Genomic DNA, 22,880 nt, shown 5'->3' on the forward strand with positions numbered 1-22,880 from the left:
GTTACGCCTGTAACGCACGCAGAATCGCTTCCACACTCTCTTTGGCATCACCAAACAGCATCTGGGTGTTCTCCTTGAAGAACAGCGGGTTCTGGACGCCGGCGTAACCGGTGTTCATCGAACGCTTGAAGGCGATCACATTCTGCGCCTTCCACACTTCCAGTACCGGCATGCCGGCGATCGGGCTACGCGGATCTTCCAGCGCGGCAGGGTTCACCGTATCGTTAGCGCCAATCACCAGTACGGTGTCGGTATCAGGGAAATCTTCGTTGATTTCATCCATTTCCAACACCACGTCGTAAGGCACCTTGGCTTCAGCCAGCAGTACGTTCATGTGGCCAGGCAAACGCCCGGCAACCGGGTGAATACCGAAACGTACTTTAATGCCACGCGCGCGCAGTTTCTCGGTGATTTCCGCCACCGGATACTGCGCCTGAGCGACCGCCATGCCATAGCCTGGGGTGATGATCACCGAAGTTGAGTTTTTCAACTGCTCGGCAACTTCTTCCGCGGTCGTTTCGCGATACTCACCCATTTCTTCCGCATTACCGGTCGAAGAACCGTCGGTACCGAAGCCGCCGGCGATTACGCTGATAAACGACCGGTTCATCGCCTTACACATAATGTAAGACAGGATGGCACCCGAAGAGCCTACCAGTGCCCCGGTCACGATCAGCAGATCGTTGCTCAGCATGAAGCCCGCCGCTGCCGCTGCCCAGCCCGAATAGGAGTTGAGCATCGACACCACCACCGGCATATCTGCCCCGCCGATGGAAGCCACCAGATGCCAGCCAAACGCCAACGCGATAGCGGTCATCAGCACCAATGCCACTGCCTGCCAGCCCACGCTGTCGGCACGAACGAACACCACCAGCAGCAGGAAGGAGACGACCAGGGCCGCCAGATTCATTTTATGGCGATTTGGCAGCGCCAAAGGTTTGGACGAGATGATACCGCGCAGTTTACCAAAGGCGACAATCGAACCTGTGAAGGTCACCGCACCGATAAAGATACCGAGGAACACTTCGGTCAGATGGATATTTTCCATCACCGGCTCCATCGGCGCACCGTGATCCAGATAGCTGTTTAAGCCCACAAGTACCGCCGCCAGGCCGACAAAGCTGTGCAGTACCGCCACCAGCTCTGGCATTTCGGTCATTTCGACCTTCTTCGCCAGATAGACCCCAATAGAACCGCCGATAATCATCGCGATGATGATCCAGCCCACGTTGCCGGAATCCGGCCCGAGAATGGTGGCGATCAGCGCAATCGCCATCCCTGCGATACCAAATAGATTGCCCCGCTTGGACGTTTCATGGCGCGATAAACCCGCCAGGCTGCAGATAAACAAAATAGCGGCAACAATGTATGCAGCTGTAACTAATCCTCCAGACATGTGCTACCCCTTAGTTCTTGCGGAACATCTTCAGCATGCGCTGAGTGACGGTGAATCCACCAAAAATGTTGATGCTGGCGATCAGCACGGCGATGAAGGAGAGGAAACTCACCCAACCGCCGTGGCCAATCTGCAATAACGCACCGACCACGATAATCCCTGAGATCGCATTGGTGACCGACATCAACGGGGTATGCAATGCATGGCTGACGTTCCACACCACGTAGTAACCCACCACGCAGGCCAGCGCAAACACAGTAAAGTGAGACAGGAACTCTTTCGGCGCGGCGTCGGCCAACCAACCAAACAGAATAATCGCCAACGCCATCAGGCCATATTTCAGCCAAGGTGATACCGGTTTTGCCTCCGGCTTGGCGACCGGGGCCGCCGCCTGCGCCTGTTTCGGTTGGGCAGAAACCTGGATTGGCGGTGCCGGCCAGGTGACTTCGCCACTGCGCACCACGGTCACGCCGCGGATCACGGTGTCGTCGAAGTCGACGTCAATTTCGCCATTTTTCTCTTTCGACAGCAGCTTCAGCAGGTTAACCAGGTTGGTACCGTAAAGCTGCGAGGATTGAGTCGGCAAACGGCTTGGCAGATCGGTATAGCCAATGATTTTCACGCCGTTATCGGTAACGGTCACGCGGTCGGCCACGGTCAGCTCGCAGTTACCCCCGTTTTGTGCGGCCAGATCGACGATCACGCTGCCCGGTTTCATCGAAGCCACCATTTCTTTGGTAATCAGCTTCGGTGCCGGTTTGCCCGGGATCAGCGCCGTGGTGACGATAATGTCAACCTCCGCCGCCTGAGCAGCGAACAGCGCCATCTCAGCTTTGATAAAGGCTTCGGACATCACTTTGGCGTAGCCGTCGCCGCTGCCCGCTTCTTCCTCGAAATCCAACTCGAGGAATTCCGCGCCCATGCTCTGCACCTGCTCTTTAACTTCAGGGCGCGTGTCGAAGGCGCGAACAATGGCTCCCAGGCTGCCGGCAGCACCGATGGCTGCCAAACCCGCGACGCCGGCACCGATGATCATCACCTTGGCCGGTGGAACCTTGCCCGCAGCGGTGATCTGACCGGTAAAGAAACGGCCAAACTCATGCGCGGCTTCAACAATCGCCCGGTAGCCGGCGATATTCGCCATAGAACTCAGCGCGTCCATAGACTGTGCGCGTGAGATGCGCGGCACCGAGTCCATCGCCATCGCGGTGACGTTGCGTTCGGCCAGCTTCGCAATCAGTTCAGGGTTTTGCGCCGGCCAGATAAAGCTGACCAGAGTGCTGCCCTCACGCATTAACGCGATCTCGTCCTCAAGCGGCGCGTTAACTTTCAAAATCAGATCCGACTGCCAGACATCGGCAGTGTCGGCGATCTCAGCCCCAGCGGCTTGATACGCGCCATCGTCAAAACTTGCCAGTTTACCCGCCCCGCTTTCAATCGCGACGGTAAAGCCCAGCTTCAGCAGTTGTTCCACCGTTTTCGGCGTTGCTGCGACCCGGGCTTCATTGGCCAACCGTTCTCTTGGTACACCAATACGCATAATGTTCCCTTCTCACCTGTCTTTGATGATGTTTATTATCGTCCTGCCCATAGCGATGGCGCCGGCTGACAGGCCTTTGCTTACGCTTGTCGGCATCGAATTAAGGCACCATCTATAACCTACTGAAAATATGATCGATGATCCATAATTGCTTACGCATTCAGGTCTGTTTTTACATAAAAACCCAGCTAACGACATGACAAATCGCAATTTAAAGTTAAAAAGCCCGTTGGAATGGCGCTTTAGCGGCCAGATTGCGATAGCACCCGGTGCGCGGATATCTGGCGCGACGCGGCTGGCACGCATAAAAGTTATAAAATTGTGAATAATTAACACTTATGACATCAAAGGCTTTATTATTGAAACTTATGGTGATGCTGCTCAGAATGACGGACATCATTCTTCCGGGAATTTGTCTCATGAGATGACATAAAATGCTGAGACACTGCTCGAGATTACATGTAATAATCGGCGGCTGAATTACACCTAAACAGTTCAGCACGTTATAAACGTTAATGCGCTAGGCGAAAGGATTTTTTATGAAGCTGAAGAACACGATCATCGCGTCAGCCTTGTTATCACTCACTGCGCTGTCCGCTCATGCGGCGCAAGAGTTAACTCCTGAAAAAGCAGCGGCGCTGAAGCCGTTTGATCGCATCACGATTACCGGCCGCTTTAATGCCATCAATGAAGCTGCTGATGCCATTTCCCGCCGTGCAGACAAGCTGGGTGCAGACGCTTTCTACATCCAGGACAGCAACAACAGCAACAACGGCGGCAACTGGCGTGTCACCGCCGATCTTTACCACAAAGATGCGCCGGAAGTGAGCAAACAACCGAAATACCGCGTGATTAACGGCGTTACTGAGCTGCCGAAAGAACAAGCCTTCCTGCTGGAGCCTTACGATACCGTAAGCGTCAGCGGTTTCTACCGCAGCCAGCCGGACATCAACGATGCCATCACCAAAGAAGCGAAAAAGAAAGGCGCAGCCTCCTTCTTTATCGTACGTCAGGTTGATGCCAACCAGGGCGGCAACCAGTTCATTACCGCCTACATCTATAAAGCCGATGCACCTAAACGTACCGTTCAGAACCCGGATGCCATCCCGGCCGACTCTGAAGCCGGTAAGGCCGCTCTGGCTGCCGGTGGCGCTGCTGCTGCCAATGTGGAAATCCCTGGCGTAGCCTCTTCAGGCTCACCAAGCCGTGACGTAGGCCGTTTCTTCGAAACCCAGTCTTCAACCGGTAAGCGTTATACTGTCACGTTGCCTAACGGCACCAAGATTCAAGAAGTAAACAACGTGACCGCCGCGCAGATGGTGCCGTTTGACTCAGTGACCTTTACCGGCCACTTCAACAGCATGACCGACGTTTCTACCGAAGTGGCGAAACGCGCGGCTGAGAAAGGCGCCAAGTACTATCACGTAACCCGTCAGTGGCAGAACAAGAGCGGCGGCAACCTGACCGTCAGCGCTGACCTGTTCAAATAAGTTTCACTTTGCGGTTTACCATCGGGCAGCCATTGAGCTGCCCGTTTTTTTTGCCCCGCCTGTCGCCCGCCAGTTGAATAATTTTTTGCAAAAATCGCATATTCAATCATTGCATCCGCAGAGATCCATCCGTAGAATTTGCGCGAATTTTTAGGGCTATTGTCTATTTGTTCAGTAATTACCATTACGTTGTTACTGCCGAGCAGTTCCCTCCCAGTTGTTTATTCTGTGTTCAGGATCCGTCATTGGAAAAGAAACTAGGTCTTACCGCGTTAACCGCATTGGTGCTCAGCTCAATGCTGGGCGCTGGGGTTTTCAGCCTGCCGCAAAACATGGCGCAAGTCGCCAGTCCGGCCGCCTTGCTATTGGGTTGGGCGATTACCGGTGTCGGCATCCTGTTTCTGGCTTTTGCCATGCTGTTGCTCACACGCCTGAGGCCCGATCTGGACGGCGGTATTTTCACCTACGCGAAAGAAGGCTTCGGCGAACTGGTGGGTTTCTGCTCCGCCTGGGGGTATTGGCTGTGCGCCGTTATCGCCAATGTTTCTTACCTGGTGATCGTGTTTGCCGCGCTAAGTTTGTTCACCGATCGCGGCGGCGATGTCATTTTAGGTGACGGCAATACCTGGCAGGCGCTGCTGGCTGAGTCGCTGCTGCTGTGGATTGTGCATGCGCTGGTACTGCGCGGCGTGCAAACCGCGGCCAGCATTAATTTGGTCGCCACCCTGGCCAAACTGTTGCCGCTAGGGATGTTTGCCGTCTTGGCGGCGGTTGCCTTCAAAATGGACGTATTCACGCTGGATTTCCACGGCGTCGCGCTTGGCAAACCGGTGTGGGAACAGGTTAAAAATACCATGCTGATCACCCTGTGGGTGTTTATCGGTGTGGAAGGCGCAGTGGTGGTTTCGGCCCGTGCACGCCATAAAAAAGATGTGGGCCGCGCCACTATGCTGGCCGTGGTTTCCGCACTGGCGGTTTATCTACTGGTAACGCTGCTCTCATTGGGCGTGGTACCGCGCAGCGAATTGGCGGAGATGCGCAATCCGTCGATGGCAGTGTTGATGGTCGATCTTATTGGGCCATGGGGTGATGTGATTATCGCCGCCGGACTGATCGTCTCGGTCTGCGGCGCTTACCTGAGCTGGACGATCATGGCTGCCGAAGTGCCGCTGCTGGCGGCGCAACACGGCGCGTTTCCCAAAATATTCAGCAAGCAGAACAAGAACCACGCGCCTTCGGCTTCGCTGTGGCTGACCAACCTCGCGGTACAGTTCGCTCTGGTGCTGATCTGGCTGACCGGCAGCAACTACAACTCGTTGCTGACTATCGCTTCGGAAATGATCCTGGTGCCCTATTTCCTGGTCGGCGCCTTCCTGTTTAAGGTGGCGATCCGTCGTCAGGACAAGCGGCTGATGTTTGCTGCGACGGGCGCTTGCCTGTATGGCATTTGGCTGCTCTATGCGTCAGGCTTGATGCATCTGCTGATGTCGGTGCTGCTGTATGCGCCTGGGCTGTTGGTGTTTATCTATGCAAGGCGCGGACATGGTGATGTCAAATTGCTGAATCAGCTGGAGAAAGGCAGTATTTTTCTGTTGCTGGTGGCCACGGTACCGGCCGGCTGGTTTATGTTGCAGTAGTGAAAAACGGCCGGGTGGAAACACCCGGTCAGTTAGATTGGGACAGACCCAGACTGATGCTCATGCGTTCACCCACCTGAGAGATAATCACTCCCTCAACGCACTCTTGTTGGATGGCTGCCAACTGCTGCTTATCGAGCGCATACGGTAGTTTAATGTCGAACACTGCCAGCCCCTGCTGCTGCGCCAGATCGATCAGACGCACAATGTTGGTTTCGTCGCTGACCTGGGTGGAAACCACCTGCAGCGCCAACGCCTTCAACTGCTCTTTCCGCGTTTGTGATGCGGAAGCCTGCGATTTCAATACCATGCCAAAAAACGGCATCACACCATAGATTGCATCTACAAAGCGCCAGTGCTTCTTGCACGATGCGGACAGAAAATCCATGTAATCAAAACAGATTTTCTCACTGCGGGCGACGGGTGCAAGGTGACTACTGTTCATCCCTTCCTCTCATTGCCAGTGTATTACATCCTGAAATGGATAATCGATGCGAAGCTTTAACGAATTTCCGCCGTATAATGGCATAATTCCCCTATTGTTTGCCAGTCTGTCCAGGAGCTTTAATCAATGGAACTTCACAACTCTGCACCGGTCCTGATCACCGGCGGCGCACGTCGGATTGGACTGGCCCTGGCCAGGTCATTCTTACAGCGCGATATCCCGGTGATCATTGCCTATCGCAGCACTTATCCGGCGCTGAGCGAGCTGAAAAGACTGGGCGCTACCTGTATTCAAGGGGATTTTTCCACCCATGAGGGCATTTACAGTTTTGCCGAACAGGTGCGCCAAACAGCCCCAAAACTGCGCGCGGTGATCCACAACGCCAGCGCCTGGCTGGCCGAATCCCCAGAGGTGCCACCGGAGCAGGTGATGGCGGCGATGCTGCAAATTCACGTTTATACCCCCTACCTGCTGAATCAGCTGCTTGAGCCCTGCCTGCTGGGTCAGGGTCAAGCCGGGGCTGATATCATTCACCTGACAGATTATGTGGTGGAAAAAGGCAGCGACAAACACATTGCCTATGCCGCCAGTAAAGCCGCCCTGGACAATATGACCCGCTCGTTTGCCCGCAAGCTGGCACCGGAGGTCAAGGTCAACGCCATCGCGCCTGCGCTGATTATCTTTAACCCGGGCGACGACGAGCATTATCGTCAGCAGGCGTTGGCAAAATCGCTGATGAAAATCGCCCCCGGCGAAAGTGAAGTGGTCAACCTGGTGAACTACTTGCTGGACAGTCGTTACGTCACCGGCCGAACCCATGGCGTGGATGGCGGAAGACCCCTGCGTTAGCGCATGATCTGCATGGCTTATCGCGGTGCCCCGCGCTATGCTGAATTTCGTTATTCTGATAAAACCGCTGAATATGCATAAAATTGTTTTTGTTGAAGACGATCCGGAAGTCGGCAAACTGATTGCCGCCTATCTGGGCAAGCACGATATTGAGGTTCTGATCGAGCCGCGTGGCGACAGCGCACAGGCTCGCATCGAGCTGGAGCAACCGGATCTGGTGCTGCTCGACATTATGTTGCCCGGCAAGGACGGTATGACGCTGTGCCGCGATCTGCGTCCGACCTTCGCAGGCCCGATCGTGCTGCTGACCTCGCTGGACAGCGACATGAACCATATCCTTTCGCTGGAAATGGGTGCCAACGATTACATCCTGAAAACCACGCCCCCGGCGGTGTTGTTGGCGCGGCTACGCCTGCATCTGCGTCAGCATGGCCATCAGCCAAAGGAAGAATCGACCCAACCAATCACCCAGCACAACGCCTTGCACTTTGGCTTGTTGTGCATCGACCCGGTCAACCGCCAGGTCACGCTGGGCGAAGAGATCATCACCCTTTCCACCTCGGATTTCGATCTGCTGTGGGAGCTGGCCACTCATGCCGGTCAAATCATGGATCGTGAAGCCCTACTGCAAAACCTGCGCGGCGTGAGCTATGACGGCCTTGACCGCAGTATCGACGTCGCGATTTCCCGCCTGCGTCGCAAGTTGTACGACAACGCACTGGAGCCTTTTCGCGTCAAAACCGTGCGCAATAAAGGTTACCTGTTCGCCCCGAACGCCTGGGAGTTCGTGCAGCAATGAGAAAGCTCTTTGTGCAGTTTTTCCTGCTGCTTTTCGTTTGCTTCCTGGTGATGGCGATGCTGGTTGGCCTGGTGTACAAAGTCACCGCTGAACGCGCCGGCCGCCAGTCGATGGACGACCTGATGAAAAGTTCGCTGTACCTGATGCGCAGCGAACTGCGGGAAATCCCGCTGAAAGACTGGAACAAGACCATCGCCACGCTGGATTTGAACCTGTCGTTCAAGCTGCACATTGAACCGCTGGGTAAACAGGATCTGAGTGAAGACCTGAAAAAGCGCCTACGCCTTGGCGAAATTATCGCGCTCGACGATCAATACACCTTTATGCAGCGCATTCCCCGTAGCCACTATGTGTTGGTGGTGGGCCCGATCCCTTATCTGTTCTATCTGCATCAAATGCGGCTGCTGGATTTGGCGCTGCTGGTGTTTATCGGCATGTCGCTGGCGCTGCCGGTGTTTCTGTGGATGCGCCCGCACTGGCAGGATTTGCTGAAGTTGGAAAATGCGGCACAGCGCCTGGGGGCCGGGCACCTGGATGAACGTACCCATTTCGATCCTACCTCCAGTCTGAACCGGCTTGGGGTGGCCTTTAACCAGATGGCGGATAACGTCAATACGCTGATCGCCAGCAAGAAGCAGCTCATCGACGGCATCGCCCACGAGCTGCGTACGCCACTGGTACGGCTGCGTTATCGGCTGGCGATGAGCGATAATCTGTCCGATAGCGAGCAACAGGCATTGAATCGCGATATCGGCCAGTTGGAGTCACTTATCGATGAACTGCTTACCTACGCGCGGTTGGATCGTCCCCAGGTGGCGCTCAATATAGAGCCGCTCGACTTGCCCAAATGGTTGGAAGACAAGGCGGATGACCTGCGGCTGATCCACCCGGAACGAGAAATTCAACTGGATATCCCCCACGTCGGCGATTTTGGCGGCGTTGATTTGCGTCTGATGGAGCGGGTGCTGGATAACCTGGTAAACAACGCATTGCGTTACTCCGAACAGCGCCTGCGTATCGGCCTGTGGTTTGACGGCGACAATGCCTGCTTACAGGTAGAAGACGATGGCCCGGGAATTCCGCCGGAAGAGCGTGAACGGGTATTCGAACCCTTTGTCCGCCTTGATCCGAGCCGCGATCGTGCCACCGGCGGTTGCGGCCTGGGCCTGGCCATTGTGCATTCGATTGCCGTGGCCTATCAGGGCCAGGTTTATGTAGACGCCAGTTCGCTCGGCGGTGCCAGCTTCCGTTTCTGTTGGCCAATAAAGCCCACTTTCGATTTAAAAGCAGACCCGGTGTAACCCTGTTCACGCGCAGCATGACTACGCGAAAGAGTGATCCGGATTAAAATAATATGGAGCTAAACGATGACATCTGCACATACCCCATCCTCATACGACGAGCTGCGCGCCCTGTTCACCCGCCTGTCGCGCTTCGGCCACCTTTCCGCTATTGCCGGTTGGGACATGCAAACCATGATGCCGCCGGGCGGCAGCAAAGCACGTTCGGAAGCGCTGGCTGAACTGAGCGTACTGCAACACCAAATTTTGACCGCAGATAAAACCGGCCGTCTGTTTGAACGTGCACAGCAGGAAACCCTGGATGACATTGACCGCGCCAACCTGCTGGAAATGCGTCGCCAATATGACAATGCGGTGCTGGTACCGGAGTCGCTGGTCGAAGCCAAGTCGCTGGCCGGCGCGCGTTGTGAACATGCCTGGCGCGCTCAGCGTCCAGCCAACGACTGGGAAGGTTTCGCGGAGAACCTGCGTGAAGTGGTCAAGCTTAGCCGACAGGAAGCGCAGATCCGTGCCGAAGCGGCAGGCACCAGCCGCTACGATGCGCTGCTGAATCTGTATGAACCGGGCATGCGCAGCAGCGATATCGACCGCATTTTTGGCGATCTGAAAACCTGGTTGCCTGACCTGCTGCAGAAAGTGGTGACCAAACAGGCTCAGGAACCTTGCCTGATCCCACAAGGGCCGTTCAATGTGGAGACCCAGCGTCAACTGAGTTTGAGCGTAATGAAACTGCTCGGTTTTAACTTTGATGGTGGCCGCGTGGACGTCAGTGCACACCCATTCTGCGGTGGCGTACCTGAAGACGTGCGCATCACCACTCGCTATAACGATAAAGAATTCCTGACGGCACTGCTCGGTATCGTGCATGAAACCGGCCATGCCCGCTACGAGCAAAACCTGCCGCGTGACTGGCTGGGCCAACCTGTAGCTCAGGCGCGCTCAACGGCCATCCACGAATCGCAAAGCCTGCTGTTTGAAATGCAGTTGGCGCGCGGCAGCGACTTCCTGAAGATCCTGCGCCCGTTGGTGACCCAGCAATTTGGCGAGCAGCCGGCGCTGGAAGAAGCTAACTTTATCCGTCTGAATCAGCGTGTAAAACCCGGCCTGATCCGCGTAGATGCTGACGAGGTGAGCTACCCGGCGCACGTAATCTTGCGTTATGAGATCGAGAAGGCCCTGGTTGAAGGCGAGATCGAGGTGGAGGACATTCCGGCACTGTGGAATGAGAAAATGAAGGGTTACCTCGGCCTGGACACCGTCGGCAACTACCGTAATGGCTGCATGCAGGACATTCACTGGACTGACGGTGCCTTCGGTTACTTCCCGACTTACACTCTGGGCGCCATGTATGCCGCGCAGCTGTTCCACAGCGCACGTGAAGCAATGCCATCGTTGAGCAGCGACATTGCCGAAGGCAACCTGAATCCGCTGTTCCACTGGCTGAAGCAGAATATCTGGCGCCACGGCAGCCGTTTCCCTACCGATACGCTGATCGCTAACGCGACCGGCGAAGCGCTTAACCCGGCCTATTTCCGCAAGCATTTGGAAAACCGCTACCTGTAATCCTGTCCCCAGGCACAATGTCCCGTGCCTGGGCATTTTCCCCTGCTTTGCCAGCATGATTCCATAGCGCACTTCCCCTTCCTACGACACCTTGGCCGCAGAGAGTGGGTCGGTAACTCTCTATATGTATGTTGTAACTAAAATGGAAAAATTCAGTGCCTATTGGGCATCCGCTCTAACCACGATTATCGCTCGCCGGCGCTTTCATCTCCCTTTTCTGTGGGTTCGTACATTAGGTTACACGCCGAAACCAATCACTCACGGAAAGCATTCTGGCGTTTGCCTACTATCTTTACACCGGCCCCGCAGTGGGCTCGATACATGATGAGTCATTTGAGGAATCTACAATGAAAAAAGTATTAGCTCTGGTTGTTGCCGCTGCAATGGGTCTGTCTTCTGTTGCCTTCGCTGCTGACGCTGCCACCACCACGGCAACCCCTGCTGCGACAGCGACCACCACCACCGCAGCTCCGGCTAAAACCACTCACGTGAAGAAACATCACGCGAAGAAAGCGCCAGTACAAAAAGCGCAGGCGGCTAAAAAGCACCACAAAGCTACTGCCAAAAAAGCGCCGGCTCAGAAAGCCCAGGCCGCCAAGAAACACCACAAAAAAGCCAGCCACAAAAAAGCCACCAGCACGCCAGCGGCATAATCGCAATCTGAAGTGAGGCTCCCCTCACCAGTCCAGGCTTGAGTTGTCCAACACCCGGTTCGCCGGGTGTTTTTTCATCGGGGGTTCTCATCATGCTGCGTCGCTACCTATTTGAAATCATTTTGGCCAGCCTGATCCTTTGCGGGCTCATTGCCGCCTTTTTTTATCTGTAGCCGCTCAGCCCCTCGGGATAAGAAATTATTGAAAAATCAATCACTGCCCATCCACACTGCGACTAAATCAGTCTATAGTTACCACTCAGTGTGTTTATGGATGACCCGTCATTTCCAGGCAAGAAACCTATGCGCATAACCGTTTTGCTGTTGCTGTGCTCATTCCCGCTCGCACTTTCCCTCTCAGCAAGGGCCGATAGCCCTTCCGATGCATCGATCGCTGAGCAAACACGCCTGTTTTTTGGCAAAGATGAACGCATCAAGGTCACCGAAACCGACGGCTGGCCGTGGCAGGCGATTGGCCAGGTAGAAACCGCCAGCGGTAATTTGTGCACCGCCACGCTGATCTCTCCTCATCTGGCACTCACCGCCGGTCACTGCGTGCTGGCACCGCCGGGCCAATTGGACAAGGCGATCGCACTGCGCTTTGTGGCCGGCAACAAGAGTTGGCAATACCAGACCGACAATATCGAGACGCTGGTTGACCGTAAGCTGGGCAAAAAGCTCAAGGCCGACGGCGACGGCTGGATCGTACCGCCCGCAGCCGCGGCGTATGACTTTGCCCTGATCCGCCTGAAGGATAAAAAGCCGCTGCCGATTAAGCCGTTGCTGTTGTGGCAAGGCGACAGCAAGGCTCTGACTCAGGCGCTGAAACAGGCCAAACGGCTGATTACCCAGGCCGGGTATCCGGGAGATCACCTCGACGATCTCTACAGTCACCAAAACTGTAAAGTGACGGGTTGGGCGCAACAAGGCGTACTGTCGCATCAATGCGATACCCTGCCCGGCGACAGTGGCTCGCCGTTATTGCTGAAAACCGCCGCTGGCTGGAAGCTCATCGCCATTCAAAGCTCCGCACCGGCAGCCAAAGATCGCTACCGTGCCGATAACCGCGCACTGGCGGTGACCGGTATCCGCGATGCGCTGGACGCACTGGCCGCGGGGAAATAAGCGGTTATAAGCCGGCGTGGGCTTCTGCGCCGGTTTCCCTTGAGACGTTTCCCGCCATAAAGCCCTTGGGCGTGGTGCCGGTGAACTGCCGGAAGAACGCGATAAAAGCGCTGTCGCTGGAAAAGCCCAAATGCTGTGCCACGGTGCTGACCCTGGGCATTTCCGCCAGCAGTTCAATCGCCCGCATCAACCGCCATTGTTGGCTCCACTGCTGATAGCTCAACCCGCTCTCGCGCTGAAAAATGCGCGTCAGCGTTTTGGCATGCAAATTCAATTCCTGTGCCAGTACGCTCAACCCCGGCAGTTCATCCCGCTTGTCGAGGTTCTCCAGCCAGCGAGCTAAACGGGCATCCCTGGGCAGTATCAGTCCGGTGCTCTCTAGCCGTGCCGCATTCAGTTCGTTGATCAGCACCGGCACCAGATCACGCGCCGCCCGGCATTCGATCGTCTGATTAAACGGCCAATAAGCGATACGTTCAATCACCGCTGCCAGCAAGGGATTGACCGCCAATACCGCGCACTCTTGCAGCCTGGCAGGCGCCAATTCAGGCTCCAGATAGATTGAGCGATAGGCCACCTGGCCGTGCAGCTGTACCCGATGCCGGATCCCACCGGGGATCCACAAACAGCGCGTTGGCGGTAAAATCAACCAACGATCGCTGAGCGTCACCGTCATGCATCCACGGGACGAATAGAGCAACTGAGCACGTCGATGGCAGTGCTCTTTAGAGTCATGATTGGCTAGCTCGGCGGCAATCCCCAGCACCGGTGCAGGCCAGCTATCCGGGTCGAAGGCATCCCGTTGGGCAATCAAGGCCATGAATTGTCCTTTTCTCGTTATTTTTTGTCCTGATGATTGTAATTGAACATTTTGGCTTTCCCTATACTGGCGCGATTATTCATTGTTAAAGGTCAATTCCCATGTCGCGCCTTCCTCTGCCATTGATGGTCGCCAGCATAATGGCGCCACAGGTGCTCGAAACCCTTTATAGCCCAGCGCTCACCGCGATCCGCGCCGATTTCAACGTCAGTGCCGCCCAGGCCAGCCAGACGCTATCGATCTATTTCTTCGCTTTTGCCTTCGGCGTCGCTTTCTGGGGGGTAATGTGCGATAGGTTTGGCCGCAGAGTGGCCATGTTGGCAGGGCTGACACTGTATCTGGGCGGTGCGGTGGTGGCGTTGCTGAGCTCGCATTTCACGCTGTTGTTGACCGCTCGCGCCACCATCGCCTTCGGTGCTGCGGTCGGCTCTATCGTCACGCAAACCATGCTGCGTGACGTGTATCAGGGGCACGCTCTGGGGAAAGTCTTCGCCACCCTCGGCATTGCCCTGTCGATCAGCCCGGTTCTGGGTATGTTGGCGGGGGGAATTTTGGTCAGTTGGGGCGGCAGTATGGCGATATTCATTGCCCAGGGGATGCTGGCATGGGCCCTGCTGGTTTGGTGCTGGTACGCTCTGCCGGAAACGCAGCCACCGGGCGGCGCATTACAAGCCTCTGCGGCAAGCAGTGGCTGGATTATCCTGCGCGACCGGCATATCTGGTGTAGTGCCTTATTGGTGGCAGGCTTTAATATTATGGTGTTCAGCTACTTCAGCCTGGCACCGTTCATGTTTGAACGACTGGGGCTAAGCAGCCGACAGTTTGGCTACTCTGGCATTGCCCTGGCGCTGGGCAGCCTGCTTGGCGCGTTAGTCAATCGCCATTTGTTGGCCAGGGATATCGGCGCAGAGCGTCAAATCCTGCTGGGTAGCCTGCTGGCGTGTGGCGCGGCGCTGGCATTAGGTTACTGGCAGCACAGCATAATGATGTTGCTGCCCTGCATGCTGATCAGCCTGGCCTTCGGCCTGGCGATCCCCAATGTATTGAGTCAGGCCCTGAATCGCTACCGGCAGCAACTGGGCACAGCCGGCGCGATTTTTGGCCTGCTTTACTACCTGCTGATTGGCGCCGGGCTGTCCCTGGCCGCCGTTGGGCAAAACCTGCCCGCAACGCTGCTGGTGTGCAGCCTGCTGTGCCTGGTCTGCACAGGCTGCCTGTTCGCGTTGCTCAGCCCGAAAGCTGCTCGATAGTCTGCAAGATACGCTTGTCAGAGATCGGGTAAGGCGTGCCGAGTTGCTGAGCGAACAGGCTGACGCGCAGTTCTTCGATCATCCAACGCACCTCTTTCACCTCTTCATCCTGCTGCCGCTTCGGCGGCAGTTTGTTCAGCCATTGTTGCCAGGCCTGTTGCACCTGTTCCACCCGCAGCATCTGCGCACGATCGCGATGCGGATCGGTCGCCAGCTTCTCCAGACGGCGCTCAATTGCCTGCAGATAGCGCAACGTATCCGACAGGCGCTTCCAGCCGTTGTTGGTCACAAAACCGCGATAAACCAGGCCGCCGAGCTGGTTTTTGATATCCGACAGCGCCAGCGCCAGGGAGATGTCCACCCGGCCTTTCAGCCGTTTATTGATGTTGAATACCGCAGTCAGGATCTGCTCGACCTGTTTGGCTACTCCTACCACCGTTTCATTCAGCTCGGCGCGCACTTTTTCCTGCAGGCGGGCAAAATCCTCTTCCTGCCAAACCGGCCCGCCGTGCTCGGCAATCAGCTTATCGATGCCGCACGAGATGCAGTCGTCAATCAAATCCAGCACCCTGCCATAAGGGTTAAAGTACAGCCCCAGCTTGGCTTTGTTAGGCAGTTTTTCATGCAGGTACTTGATGGGCGATGGAATGTTCAGCAACAGCAGGCGGCGCGTTCCCTGCCACATCGCCTGTTGCTGTTCCTGCTCGCTGTCGAACAAACGGATCGCCACGCTGTCTTTTTCATCCACCAGCGCCGGATAGGCCTTCATCGAATAGCCACCGCGTTTCTGCTCATAAAACTCCGGCAGTTTGCCGAAGCTCCAGATATGCAGATTGCTTTGCTCCAGCCCATCGTCCGCCACCGCAGACAGGGTTTCCTGCACCTTGTCTTTCAGTTGCAGCTTCAGCGCGGTCAGATTTTTGCCTTCCAGCAGGGTTTTGTGTTTTTCCCCCACCACCCGGAAAGTCATTTTAAGGTGATCGGGCACCTGTTCCCACTGCCAGTCATCTCGTGACACCGTCACACCAGTCATACGACGCAGCTCGCGCTCCAGCGCATCCAACAGCGGTAATTCCAGCGCGGTGACCCGTCCCAGAAAAGCCTCGGCATAGTTCGGTGCCGGTACAAAGTTGCGACGAACCGGCTTGGGCAGCGACTTAATCAGGGCGATCACCAATTCACGGCGAATGCCTGGAATTTGCCACTCAAAACCCTGATCCTCAACCTGATTAAGGATCGGCAGAGGAATATGCACCGTCACGCCGTCGGCGTCGGTACCTGGCTCAAACTGATAGGTCAGGCGCAGCTTAAGGTTGCCCTGATGCCAGGTATTCGGATAGTCCAGCGCACTGACCTTATTGGCGCCGTCCTTGATCAGCATCTCTTTTTCAAAGCTGAGCAAATCCGCGTTCTGTTTTGCGGCGTTTTTCCACCAGTTGTCAAAATGACGCCCGGAGATCACCTCGCCAGGGATGCGCTGATCGTAGAAACTGAACAGGGTTTCATCATCAACCAAAATGTCACGACGGCGCGACTTATGCTCCAGTTCCTCCACTTCCGCACGCAGCTTCAGGTTAGCACTGAAGAATGCATGGCGCGTCTGCCAGTCGCCTTCCACCAGCGCATGGCGGATAAACAGTTCCCGACACAGCAGCGGATCTATGGTGCTGTAATTAACCTGTCGCGCAGCGACGATGGGCAACCCGAACAGCGTCACTTTTTCGGTGGCCATCACCGCACCCTGGGATTTCGACCAATGGGGTTCGCTGTAGCTGTGCTTCACCAGGTGCTGGGCTAACGGCTCAATCCACTCCGGTTCGATACGTGCGGCGATACGCCCCCACAGGCGGCTGGTCTCAACCAGTTCGGCCACCATGGTCCATTTCGGCGGTTTCTTGAACAGACCTGAACCTGGGAAGATAGAAAATCTTGCGTTGCGAGCGCCCGTGTACTCTTGCTTATCAGCATCTTTCTGGCCGATATGCGATAGCAAACCGGTCAATAACGCGGTGTGTACGCTGCGGTAATCGGAAGGTTCGCTGTTGACCGGCAGCCCCAGCTCTTTCACCACCTGACGCAGCTGGGTATAAATATCCTGCCATTCACGCACCCGCAAATAGTTAAGGAAATCATTGCGGCACAGCCGACGGAACTGACTGGATGAGTGCTCTTTCTGCTGCTCTTTCAGCCAGTCCCACAGGTTGACGTAAGCCAGGAAATCCGAATCTTTGTCGGCAAAGCGTCGGTGTTTCTCGTCCGAGGCCTGCTGCTTGTCCATTGGCCGTTCGCGCGGATCCTGTATCGACAGCGCAGCGGTGATGATCATCACTTCACGCACGCTGCCGCTTTTCTGCGCCTCCAGTACCATGCGCGCTAAACGCGGGTCGATCGGCAACTGCGCCAATTGACGCCCCTGAGGCGTGAGCTGGTAGTGGCCATTGTCGGCCGTTTTAATTGCGCCCAGCTCTTCGAGCAGGCGTACGCCATCGAGAATATTGCGCTTGTCCGGCGCCTCAACGAACGGGAAAGCGGCGATATCCCCTAACCCAAGCGACGTCATCTGCAAGATAACCGACGCCAGGTTGGTGCGCAGGATCTCCGGATCGGTAAACTCCGGACGCGACAGGAAGTCCTGTTCCGAGTACAGACGAATGCAAATACCGTCGGAGACGCGCCCGCAGCGGCCCTTGCGCTGATTGGCGGAAGCCTGCGAAACCGGTTCGATCGGCAGGCGCTGCACCTTGGTGCGGAAACTGTAACGACTGATACGCGCGGTACCGGGATCAATCACGTACTTGATGCCGGGTACGGTCAGTGAGGTTTCCGCCACGTTGGTCGCCAGCACGATGCGTCGGCCGTGATGCGACTGGAATACCCGGTTCTGTTCGCTGTTCGACAAACGGGCATACAGCGGCAGGACCTCGGTATGCGGCAAATTAAGACGGTTCAGGGCGTCGGCGGTGTCGCGAATTTCGCGCTCTCCGCTCATGAAGATCAGGATATCCCCCGGCCCTTCGCGGCCCAGCTCATCTACCGCATCGAAAATCGCCTGCAGTTGATCGCGGTCGGTATCGTCGGCATCGTCCACTACCGGACGATAACGCACTTCGACCGGATAAGTACGACCAGAGACTTCGATAATCGGCGCGTTATTGAAATGGCGCGAAAAACGCTGCGGATCGATAGTCGCCGAAGTGATGATGACTTTGAGATCCGGGCGCTTTGGCAGCAGTTCACGCAGGTAACCCAGGATGAAATCAATGTTCAGGCTGCGTTCGTGTGCTTCATCGATAATCAACGTGTCGTACTGCATCAGCAGCCGGTCCTGCTGGATTTCCGCCAACAGGATCCCGTCAGTCATCAGCTTGACCAGGGTGTTTTCGCCGACCTGATCGTTAAAACGCACCTTATAACCTACGCTGCCGCCCAACGGCGTTTCCAGCTCGTCGGCAATGCGGTTGGCTACGGTACGCGCCGCCAGGCGTCGAGGTTGGGTATGGCCGATCAGCCCTTTTACCCCGCGCCCCAGCTCCAGACAGATCTTCGGCAACTGGGTGGTTTTCCCCGAACCGGTTTCACCGGCAACAATCACCACCTGATGGTCGCGGATGGCCTGCAAAATATCCTGTTTTTTCTGACTGACCGGCAGGTTTTCCGGGTAGGTGACTTTCGGACAGGATGCGGCGCGCGACTGCACTTTTTGCAACGCTGCCGTTATGTCACTTTCCAGCTCGGCGGCGACGGCCAGCTGAGCATCGGGATTTTTGATTTTTCGTGCGCCCTGCAGCCGACGTTGCAGACGTTGTTGGTCACGGAGCATCAGCTCGCCCAGTTGGGCAGACAGTGCCGCGAGCGGAGATTTCACGTTCGGTATTCCTTGTTTCATCGCTGCTATATCAAGCTTTAGCAGCGGTTTGGTAATGGGTTAGCGAGTTTTCAGCTTTAAGTGCGCAGAATAACATAAGCCCCTTTTTCCCCATAATCCCGCCGCTTATGTCCCGGCAGCTTATTCAATAAAATCGAACAAAGGTCTCGAAATATTGCGCTATCACTGCTGAAAAAATGTGAATAGAGTGTACTGCATGCAAAGGACGCGTTGTCCTGATGTCACTGTCATAACGTAAGGAATTACCGATGAGCAAAGTATTGGTTCTTAAATCAAGCATCCTGGCGGGCTACTCGCAGTCTAACCAACTGGCAGATTTCTTCGTTGAGCAGTGGGCAAAGGCTCATGGCAACGACACCATCACCGTGCGTGACCTGGCTGCACAGCCAATCCCGGTACTGGACGGTGAACTGGTTGGCGCCCTGCGTCCTTCCGACACGCCGCTGACCCCGCGTCAAACCGAAGCCCTGGCGTTGTCCGACGAGCTGATCGCCGAACTGCAAGCCAATGACACCATCGTTATGGCGGCCCCGATGTATAACTTCAACATTCCGACCCAGTTGAAGAACTATTTCGACCTGATTGCCCGTGCCGGCGTCACCTTCCGCTACACCGAAAACGGTCCGGAAGGCCTGGTGAAAGGTAAGCGTGCCATCATTCTGACCAGCCGCGGTGGCATTCACAAAGGCACCCCGACTGACCTGGTCGAACCTTACCTGCGTCTGTTCCTGGGCTTTATCGGTATCACCGACGTCGAGTTTGTGTTCGCTGAAGGTATCGCCTATGGGCCGGATGTTGCCACCAAAGCACAGGCCGATGCCAAAGCCACGCTGGCACAGGTTGTTGCCGCCTGATGCCCGTTGCAGGGGTGTGATGCCCCTGCAAAGCTTCAACAGAACAAGCTAAATCCTGTCAACCCCGCTCTACCCTCATAAAAATCCAATGTTATATCGCTATTGCGCGCCTCAGGGCGCGCTTTTTTTATTTCTTCAACCATTGGCCGTTTATGCCGCGTACGTATTCCCCCGCGGGGGCACGGGCGACCAGTTTTTGGCCGGCCATGCGCGCCACATCGTCGATGGCGATATGATTGCTGTCCGCCACCTGTTGGTATTTCTCGGTGCGACCGGCATTGATATTTTTCACCAGCGACAGCGTTTCGGCGTCCTGCTTCACCGGCGCAATATAGCCGTTGAGCGTTTCACCGACGCGCCCCTGTTGCTTGGCCTCATCCAGCGTCAATGCCATTGCCATGCTGCTGAACAGCCAGGCGGCGCCAATCAAGCCTAAATAACGTTTTTTCATGTTGGCTCCTAGAACAGACCGCTTTTGTCTTTCAGCAGATTCTCGACGTCTTTATCCACTTTGATGTGAATTTCATGTTCAATCTTGACGTTCATATTGATGGTGATCGGATCTTTAGGCGTGGCGACCTCGATGCGTGGCACGCAGCCGCTCAGCATTGAGGTGCCGAGCACGGCGGCCAGTAATGGCCCGCTGATGATTTTCATGGTTGTTCCCCAGGTTTGGTGAGGGCCTGTTCCAGCCACTCCTGTAAATTGTCGCCAAAGCGCAGGCTGCGCCAAAGCTGAAACACGTTTTCCTGATGGCTATAGTTCAGGATAACCTCTCTTTTAGCGCTTTTTTGCGGGTTAACCCCGTCAATTCGCGCCTTCAGCGTCAGTTCACCGAGGTTGTCGAGATCGACTCTGGCCTTGGAGCGGTTAATCTCCATATAGCGCAGCCAATCTATCGCGGCGCCGGTCGCCATATTATTACTGCCGATGGCATCGGCCATGTCCTTGTCCAGGCGCAGCGTCAACATGCCAGCGTTGGCAATCCAACCGTTGCGCACCAGCCATTTAGGATGATTCAGGAACAGCGGCAATTCACCGTCTACCCGTCCTGACATGGCAAACTGTTTTGGCTTCAACGCGGTAAACAAGGCACTGAGATCCACCTTATCCAGCTTCAATACGGCGGCGTCATGCTGCGGCATGCGCAGCGCAGACAGGCTGATGTGGCCGTTCAAAGCGTCCATACCGACGTTGCTCAGCGTCAGTGGTGCCTGCTCGCTGTAAGGATAAGCGCCCTGAAGATCGGCGGTAATATTCTGCATTTCGAACAGGTTGCGGAAAGACTTGATGCGCAGCATCATCGGTTGCTTGGCGCCGAGCTGCCAAATGTGATTTTTCAGGCGGTAGGACATGACGAAATCCAGCCCGCTCATCTCACCGTCTTTCAGCCACATGCCGCCCTGCTTCACCACCCAATGGCCACCGGCCTCAAAACCCTGCACCCGTGCGGCAGAGAAGGCCGATTGCGCATAGAATTCACCGTCGCGCAGTTTGATATTGAGATCCGGCGAGATGAGCGGTTGGAACACCTTCAGCGACTGCTTCGGCCACCAGCCCTCTCCGCGTAAACGCTCACCGTCCCAGCGGCCACGTAGCGCTATAGGGCCAATCTGTTCCGCCTGCAGTTTGCCCTGCAGCTGGAAATTATCCGGCGTTGTGCCCTTCATCTGAAGCGCCAACACCGGTGCCGGCAGGTAACCGCCGTTAGTAAAGCTGACCTTGCCCGAAACCAGTTGCAGTTCGCCATTAAACGCCGGGGCTTTCTCGTCCCGCTGCCAACGCAGCGGCTGGCTGAGGCTAAGGCGCGGCGCATCCACCGTTACCATGCTGTACTTCAAACGATCAAAACCAGTGGAAAGCCGATCGAGGATCAGCGTGCTGTCCTGCCAACTGCCGCTGCCGGCAACGTCCCAGGCAGCCTGCAACGGCGGTAATTGTCCGTTGCCCCAGTAGCGCCATTGCCAGTTGCCGTGGTCCGGCCAAAAATCTTGCGCCTTGCCGTCCAGATGCAGTTTAAAACGTCCCCAGTAGCTGTCGCTGGCGTTAATAATGGCCTGCAACCGACCGGTGATGCCGGCAGCAGTCACTTTCACCCCGGCCAACGGCAAACGCGCCTCTTCCAATTTCATTTCCGGCGTGGCGTTGCCCCACAGTCGCAGCAGTGAACCGGACTGTAAGACCAGCGTCGGGTTGAGGATGGTACCGCTGACAATACCGGGGATCGAGGCAGTCATTGAAAAGTCGGACAGATTCGCCTGGCCGGTCAGTTGGAAACGCAGATCGCTGTCGGTCAGGCCGACTTTACCCGGCCCCAGCGTCAATACCGCGTTGCCTTTGCCGTTATGGCCGTCGGTGATGACATTCAAACGGGCGCTGATCTGCGTCTCATCAAAACCTTTACTCCAGTCGTGCAGCGCAATGTTCACCCCGCCGTTTAGCGGTTGCTGGCTGTATGGCCAGCGCCATTCGCCCTGTTTAATGCTGACCTGTTGGGCGTTGATCTCCCAGGGTAGCGTCGCCAGGGGTTTGTTTTCACCCTTTTCCGTCAGCGTCAGCACGCCCTGCTGCTGTTGCCAGCGCATATCCAACAGTAAGGGTTTGTCCAGATAGCCGGTCTGCATTTCGCCCTGCAGCGCCCCTTGTGCCGGAATACTGTCCAAATCGAGCGGAATGGCTATTTTGCCGGTCAGGTGCAGCGGTTGTGGGCTGTCTGGCGCAGTGATCGTCAGGCCGTTGAGCGTCAATTGCTGCTGCGGATCCAACAGCGCATCGACCTGAATATTCGGCCCCTGATATTGCAGGCGCTGGCCCTCTGCAGAGGAATGTATCTGTAATTTACCGGCGTAGTACTGCCACGGCACCACCGCGAAATCCTTGATGGTAACGTCCAGCAGCGGCAGTTGTTTTTGCAATTGGTCCAGCGCCAGTGGTGCACTGCTGGCGTCAGCGGCGGGTAATTTTGATAAGCAGGCAGTATCGACATTCAGCTTATCGCTGATGAGCTCCCACCGCCCCTGCTGATAGGCCAATCGGGTCGGTCCGACGGCGGCAAGCAAACAGTCTTGTGCCAGAAAACGCGCGCCATCCAACTGCAATGCCCCCTGACGCCAATGCGGTTTGCCCTGCAAAACCAACTGGCTGCCCTGTGGCAGCCAGTGAGAGATCACACGCGGCAACCAGCGCGGCAGAGTTTGCCACAGCACCAGCAGTAAGATCGCCGTACTGACCACAATCCCTATGAATACTTTCAATCGCTTAGTCATTAAATGA

General features: G+C 56.0%; 19 protein-coding genes. 11 read left to right on the forward strand and 8 right to left on the reverse strand.

Translation table 11 applies throughout. The features are described from left to right. Position 1: 1 nt before the first annotated feature. Together pntB and pntA are read right to left on the reverse strand one after the other, a co-directional pair. Positions 2-1,396 carry a Re/Si-specific NAD(P)(+) transhydrogenase subunit beta gene (gene pntB / locus M495_RS12610; RefSeq protein ID WP_041414583.1) on the reverse strand — a complete coding sequence of 465 codons (1,395 nt, stop codon included), beginning with the start codon at positions 1,394-1,396 and terminating at the stop codon, positions 2-4. A gap of 10 nt (positions 1,397-1,406) precedes the next feature. Continuing rightward, positions 1,407-2,936, reverse strand: coding sequence for a Re/Si-specific NAD(P)(+) transhydrogenase subunit alpha (pntA, locus tag M495_RS12615; RefSeq protein ID WP_020827053.1), 1,530 nt, complete (start codon positions 2,934-2,936; stop codon positions 1,407-1,409). Positions 2,937-3,475: 539 nt separating this feature from the next. Between pntA and ydgH the strand changes: the two genes are divergently transcribed. Continuing rightward, positions 3,476-4,426, forward strand: a complete 951-nt coding sequence (gene ydgH / locus M495_RS12625) for a DUF1471 family protein YdgH (RefSeq protein WP_020827055.1) — start codon at positions 3,476-3,478, stop codon at positions 4,424-4,426. Positions 4,427-4,671: 245 nt separating this feature from the next. Then, on the forward strand, positions 4,672-6,063 hold the full coding sequence (locus M495_RS12630; protein WP_020827057.1) for an amino acid permease: 1,392 nt from the start codon (positions 4,672-4,674) through the stop codon (positions 6,061-6,063). Between the two features lie 28 nt (positions 6,064-6,091). Here M495_RS12630 and M495_RS12635 read toward each other — a convergent pair whose 3' ends face one another. After that, a complete protein-coding gene (locus M495_RS12635) occupies positions 6,092-6,508 on the reverse strand; it encodes a hypothetical protein (protein ID WP_020827058.1) in 417 nt (138 codons plus the stop codon). 126 nt (positions 6,509-6,634) lie between these two features. On the opposite strand from M495_RS12635, the gene folM reads away from it, so the two are divergent. The 7 genes from folM (at position 6,635) to M495_RS12665 (ending at position 12,797) form a co-directional block, all read left to right on the forward strand. Then, entirely contained in the window at positions 6,635-7,357 is a 723-nt protein-coding gene (gene folM, locus M495_RS12640; RefSeq protein WP_020827059.1) for a dihydromonapterin reductase, read from the forward strand. Between the two features lie 73 nt (positions 7,358-7,430). Further along, the gene (gene rstA, locus M495_RS12645) at positions 7,431-8,156 is read left to right on the forward strand and encodes a two-component system response regulator RstA (protein WP_041415408.1); all 726 of its coding nucleotides are present in this window, start codon (positions 7,431-7,433) and stop codon (positions 8,154-8,156) included. Continuing rightward, on the forward strand, positions 8,153-9,457 hold the full coding sequence (gene rstB / locus M495_RS12650) for a two-component system sensor histidine kinase RstB (protein WP_020827061.1): 1,305 nt from the start codon (positions 8,153-8,155) through the stop codon (positions 9,455-9,457). The genes rstA and rstB overlap by 4 nt, the downstream gene beginning before the upstream one ends. A gap of 66 nt (positions 9,458-9,523) precedes the next feature. Next, positions 9,524-11,020 (forward strand): carboxypeptidase M32, encoded by a 1,497-nt coding sequence (locus M495_RS12655; protein WP_020827062.1) that lies wholly within the window; start codon positions 9,524-9,526, stop codon positions 11,018-11,020. Between the two features lie 347 nt (positions 11,021-11,367). Then, the gene (asr, locus tag M495_RS12660) at positions 11,368-11,673 is read left to right on the forward strand and encodes an acid resistance repetitive basic protein Asr (RefSeq protein ID WP_020827063.1); all 306 of its coding nucleotides are present in this window, start codon (positions 11,368-11,370) and stop codon (positions 11,671-11,673) included. A 92-nt stretch (positions 11,674-11,765) separates the two neighbouring features. Beyond that, a complete protein-coding gene (ydgU, locus tag M495_RS26265) occupies positions 11,766-11,846 on the forward strand; it encodes a small membrane protein YdgU (protein WP_455567193.1) in 81 nt (26 codons plus the stop codon). Between the two features lie 129 nt (positions 11,847-11,975). Next, a complete protein-coding gene (locus M495_RS12665; protein WP_020827064.1) occupies positions 11,976-12,797 on the forward strand; it encodes a trypsin-like serine peptidase in 822 nt (273 codons plus the stop codon). 4 nt (positions 12,798-12,801) lie between these two features. On the opposite strand, the gene M495_RS12670 is transcribed toward M495_RS12665, so the two are convergent. Next, positions 12,802-13,617 carry an AraC family transcriptional regulator gene (locus M495_RS12670; protein WP_020827065.1) on the reverse strand — a complete coding sequence of 272 codons (816 nt, stop codon included), beginning with the start codon at positions 13,615-13,617 and terminating at the stop codon, positions 12,802-12,804. 101 nt (positions 13,618-13,718) lie between these two features. Between M495_RS12670 and M495_RS12675 the strand changes: the two genes are divergently transcribed. After that, on the forward strand, positions 13,719-14,867 hold the full coding sequence (locus M495_RS12675) for an MFS transporter (RefSeq protein ID WP_020827066.1): 1,149 nt from the start codon (positions 13,719-13,721) through the stop codon (positions 14,865-14,867). On the opposite strand, the gene hrpA is transcribed toward M495_RS12675, so the two are convergent. Beyond that, positions 14,845-18,732, reverse strand: a complete 3,888-nt coding sequence (gene hrpA / locus M495_RS12680) for an ATP-dependent RNA helicase HrpA (RefSeq protein ID WP_020827067.1) — start codon at positions 18,730-18,732, stop codon at positions 14,845-14,847. The genes M495_RS12675 and hrpA overlap by 23 nt on opposite strands. A 269-nt stretch (positions 18,733-19,001) precedes the next feature. Here hrpA and azoR point away from each other — a divergent pair, with 269 nt between their 5' ends. Then, on the forward strand, positions 19,002-19,607 hold the full coding sequence (azoR, locus tag M495_RS12685) for an FMN-dependent NADH-azoreductase (protein WP_020827068.1): 606 nt from the start codon (positions 19,002-19,004) through the stop codon (positions 19,605-19,607). Positions 19,608-19,734: 127 nt separating this feature from the next. On the opposite strand, the gene M495_RS12690 is transcribed toward azoR, so the two are convergent. From M495_RS12690 to M495_RS12700, 3 genes are read right to left on the reverse strand one after another with little or no spacing between them, the layout of a single operon-like run. After that, a complete protein-coding gene (locus M495_RS12690; RefSeq protein WP_020827069.1) occupies positions 19,735-20,058 on the reverse strand; it encodes a YdbL family protein in 324 nt (107 codons plus the stop codon). An 8-nt stretch (positions 20,059-20,066) separates the two neighbouring features. Beyond that, on the reverse strand, positions 20,067-20,264 hold the full coding sequence (locus M495_RS12695) for a YnbE family lipoprotein (protein WP_020827070.1): 198 nt from the start codon (positions 20,262-20,264) through the stop codon (positions 20,067-20,069). Continuing rightward, positions 20,261-22,873 (reverse strand): YdbH family protein, encoded by a 2,613-nt coding sequence (locus M495_RS12700; protein ID WP_020827071.1) that lies wholly within the window; start codon positions 22,871-22,873, stop codon positions 20,261-20,263. Before M495_RS12700 ends, M495_RS12695 begins: the two co-directional genes overlap by 4 nt. Between the last annotated feature and the right edge of the window lie 7 nt (positions 22,874-22,880).

Source organism: Serratia liquefaciens ATCC 27592 (assembly GCF_000422085.1).
GTDB classification, from domain to species: domain Bacteria; phylum Pseudomonadota; class Gammaproteobacteria; order Enterobacterales; family Enterobacteriaceae; genus Serratia; species Serratia liquefaciens.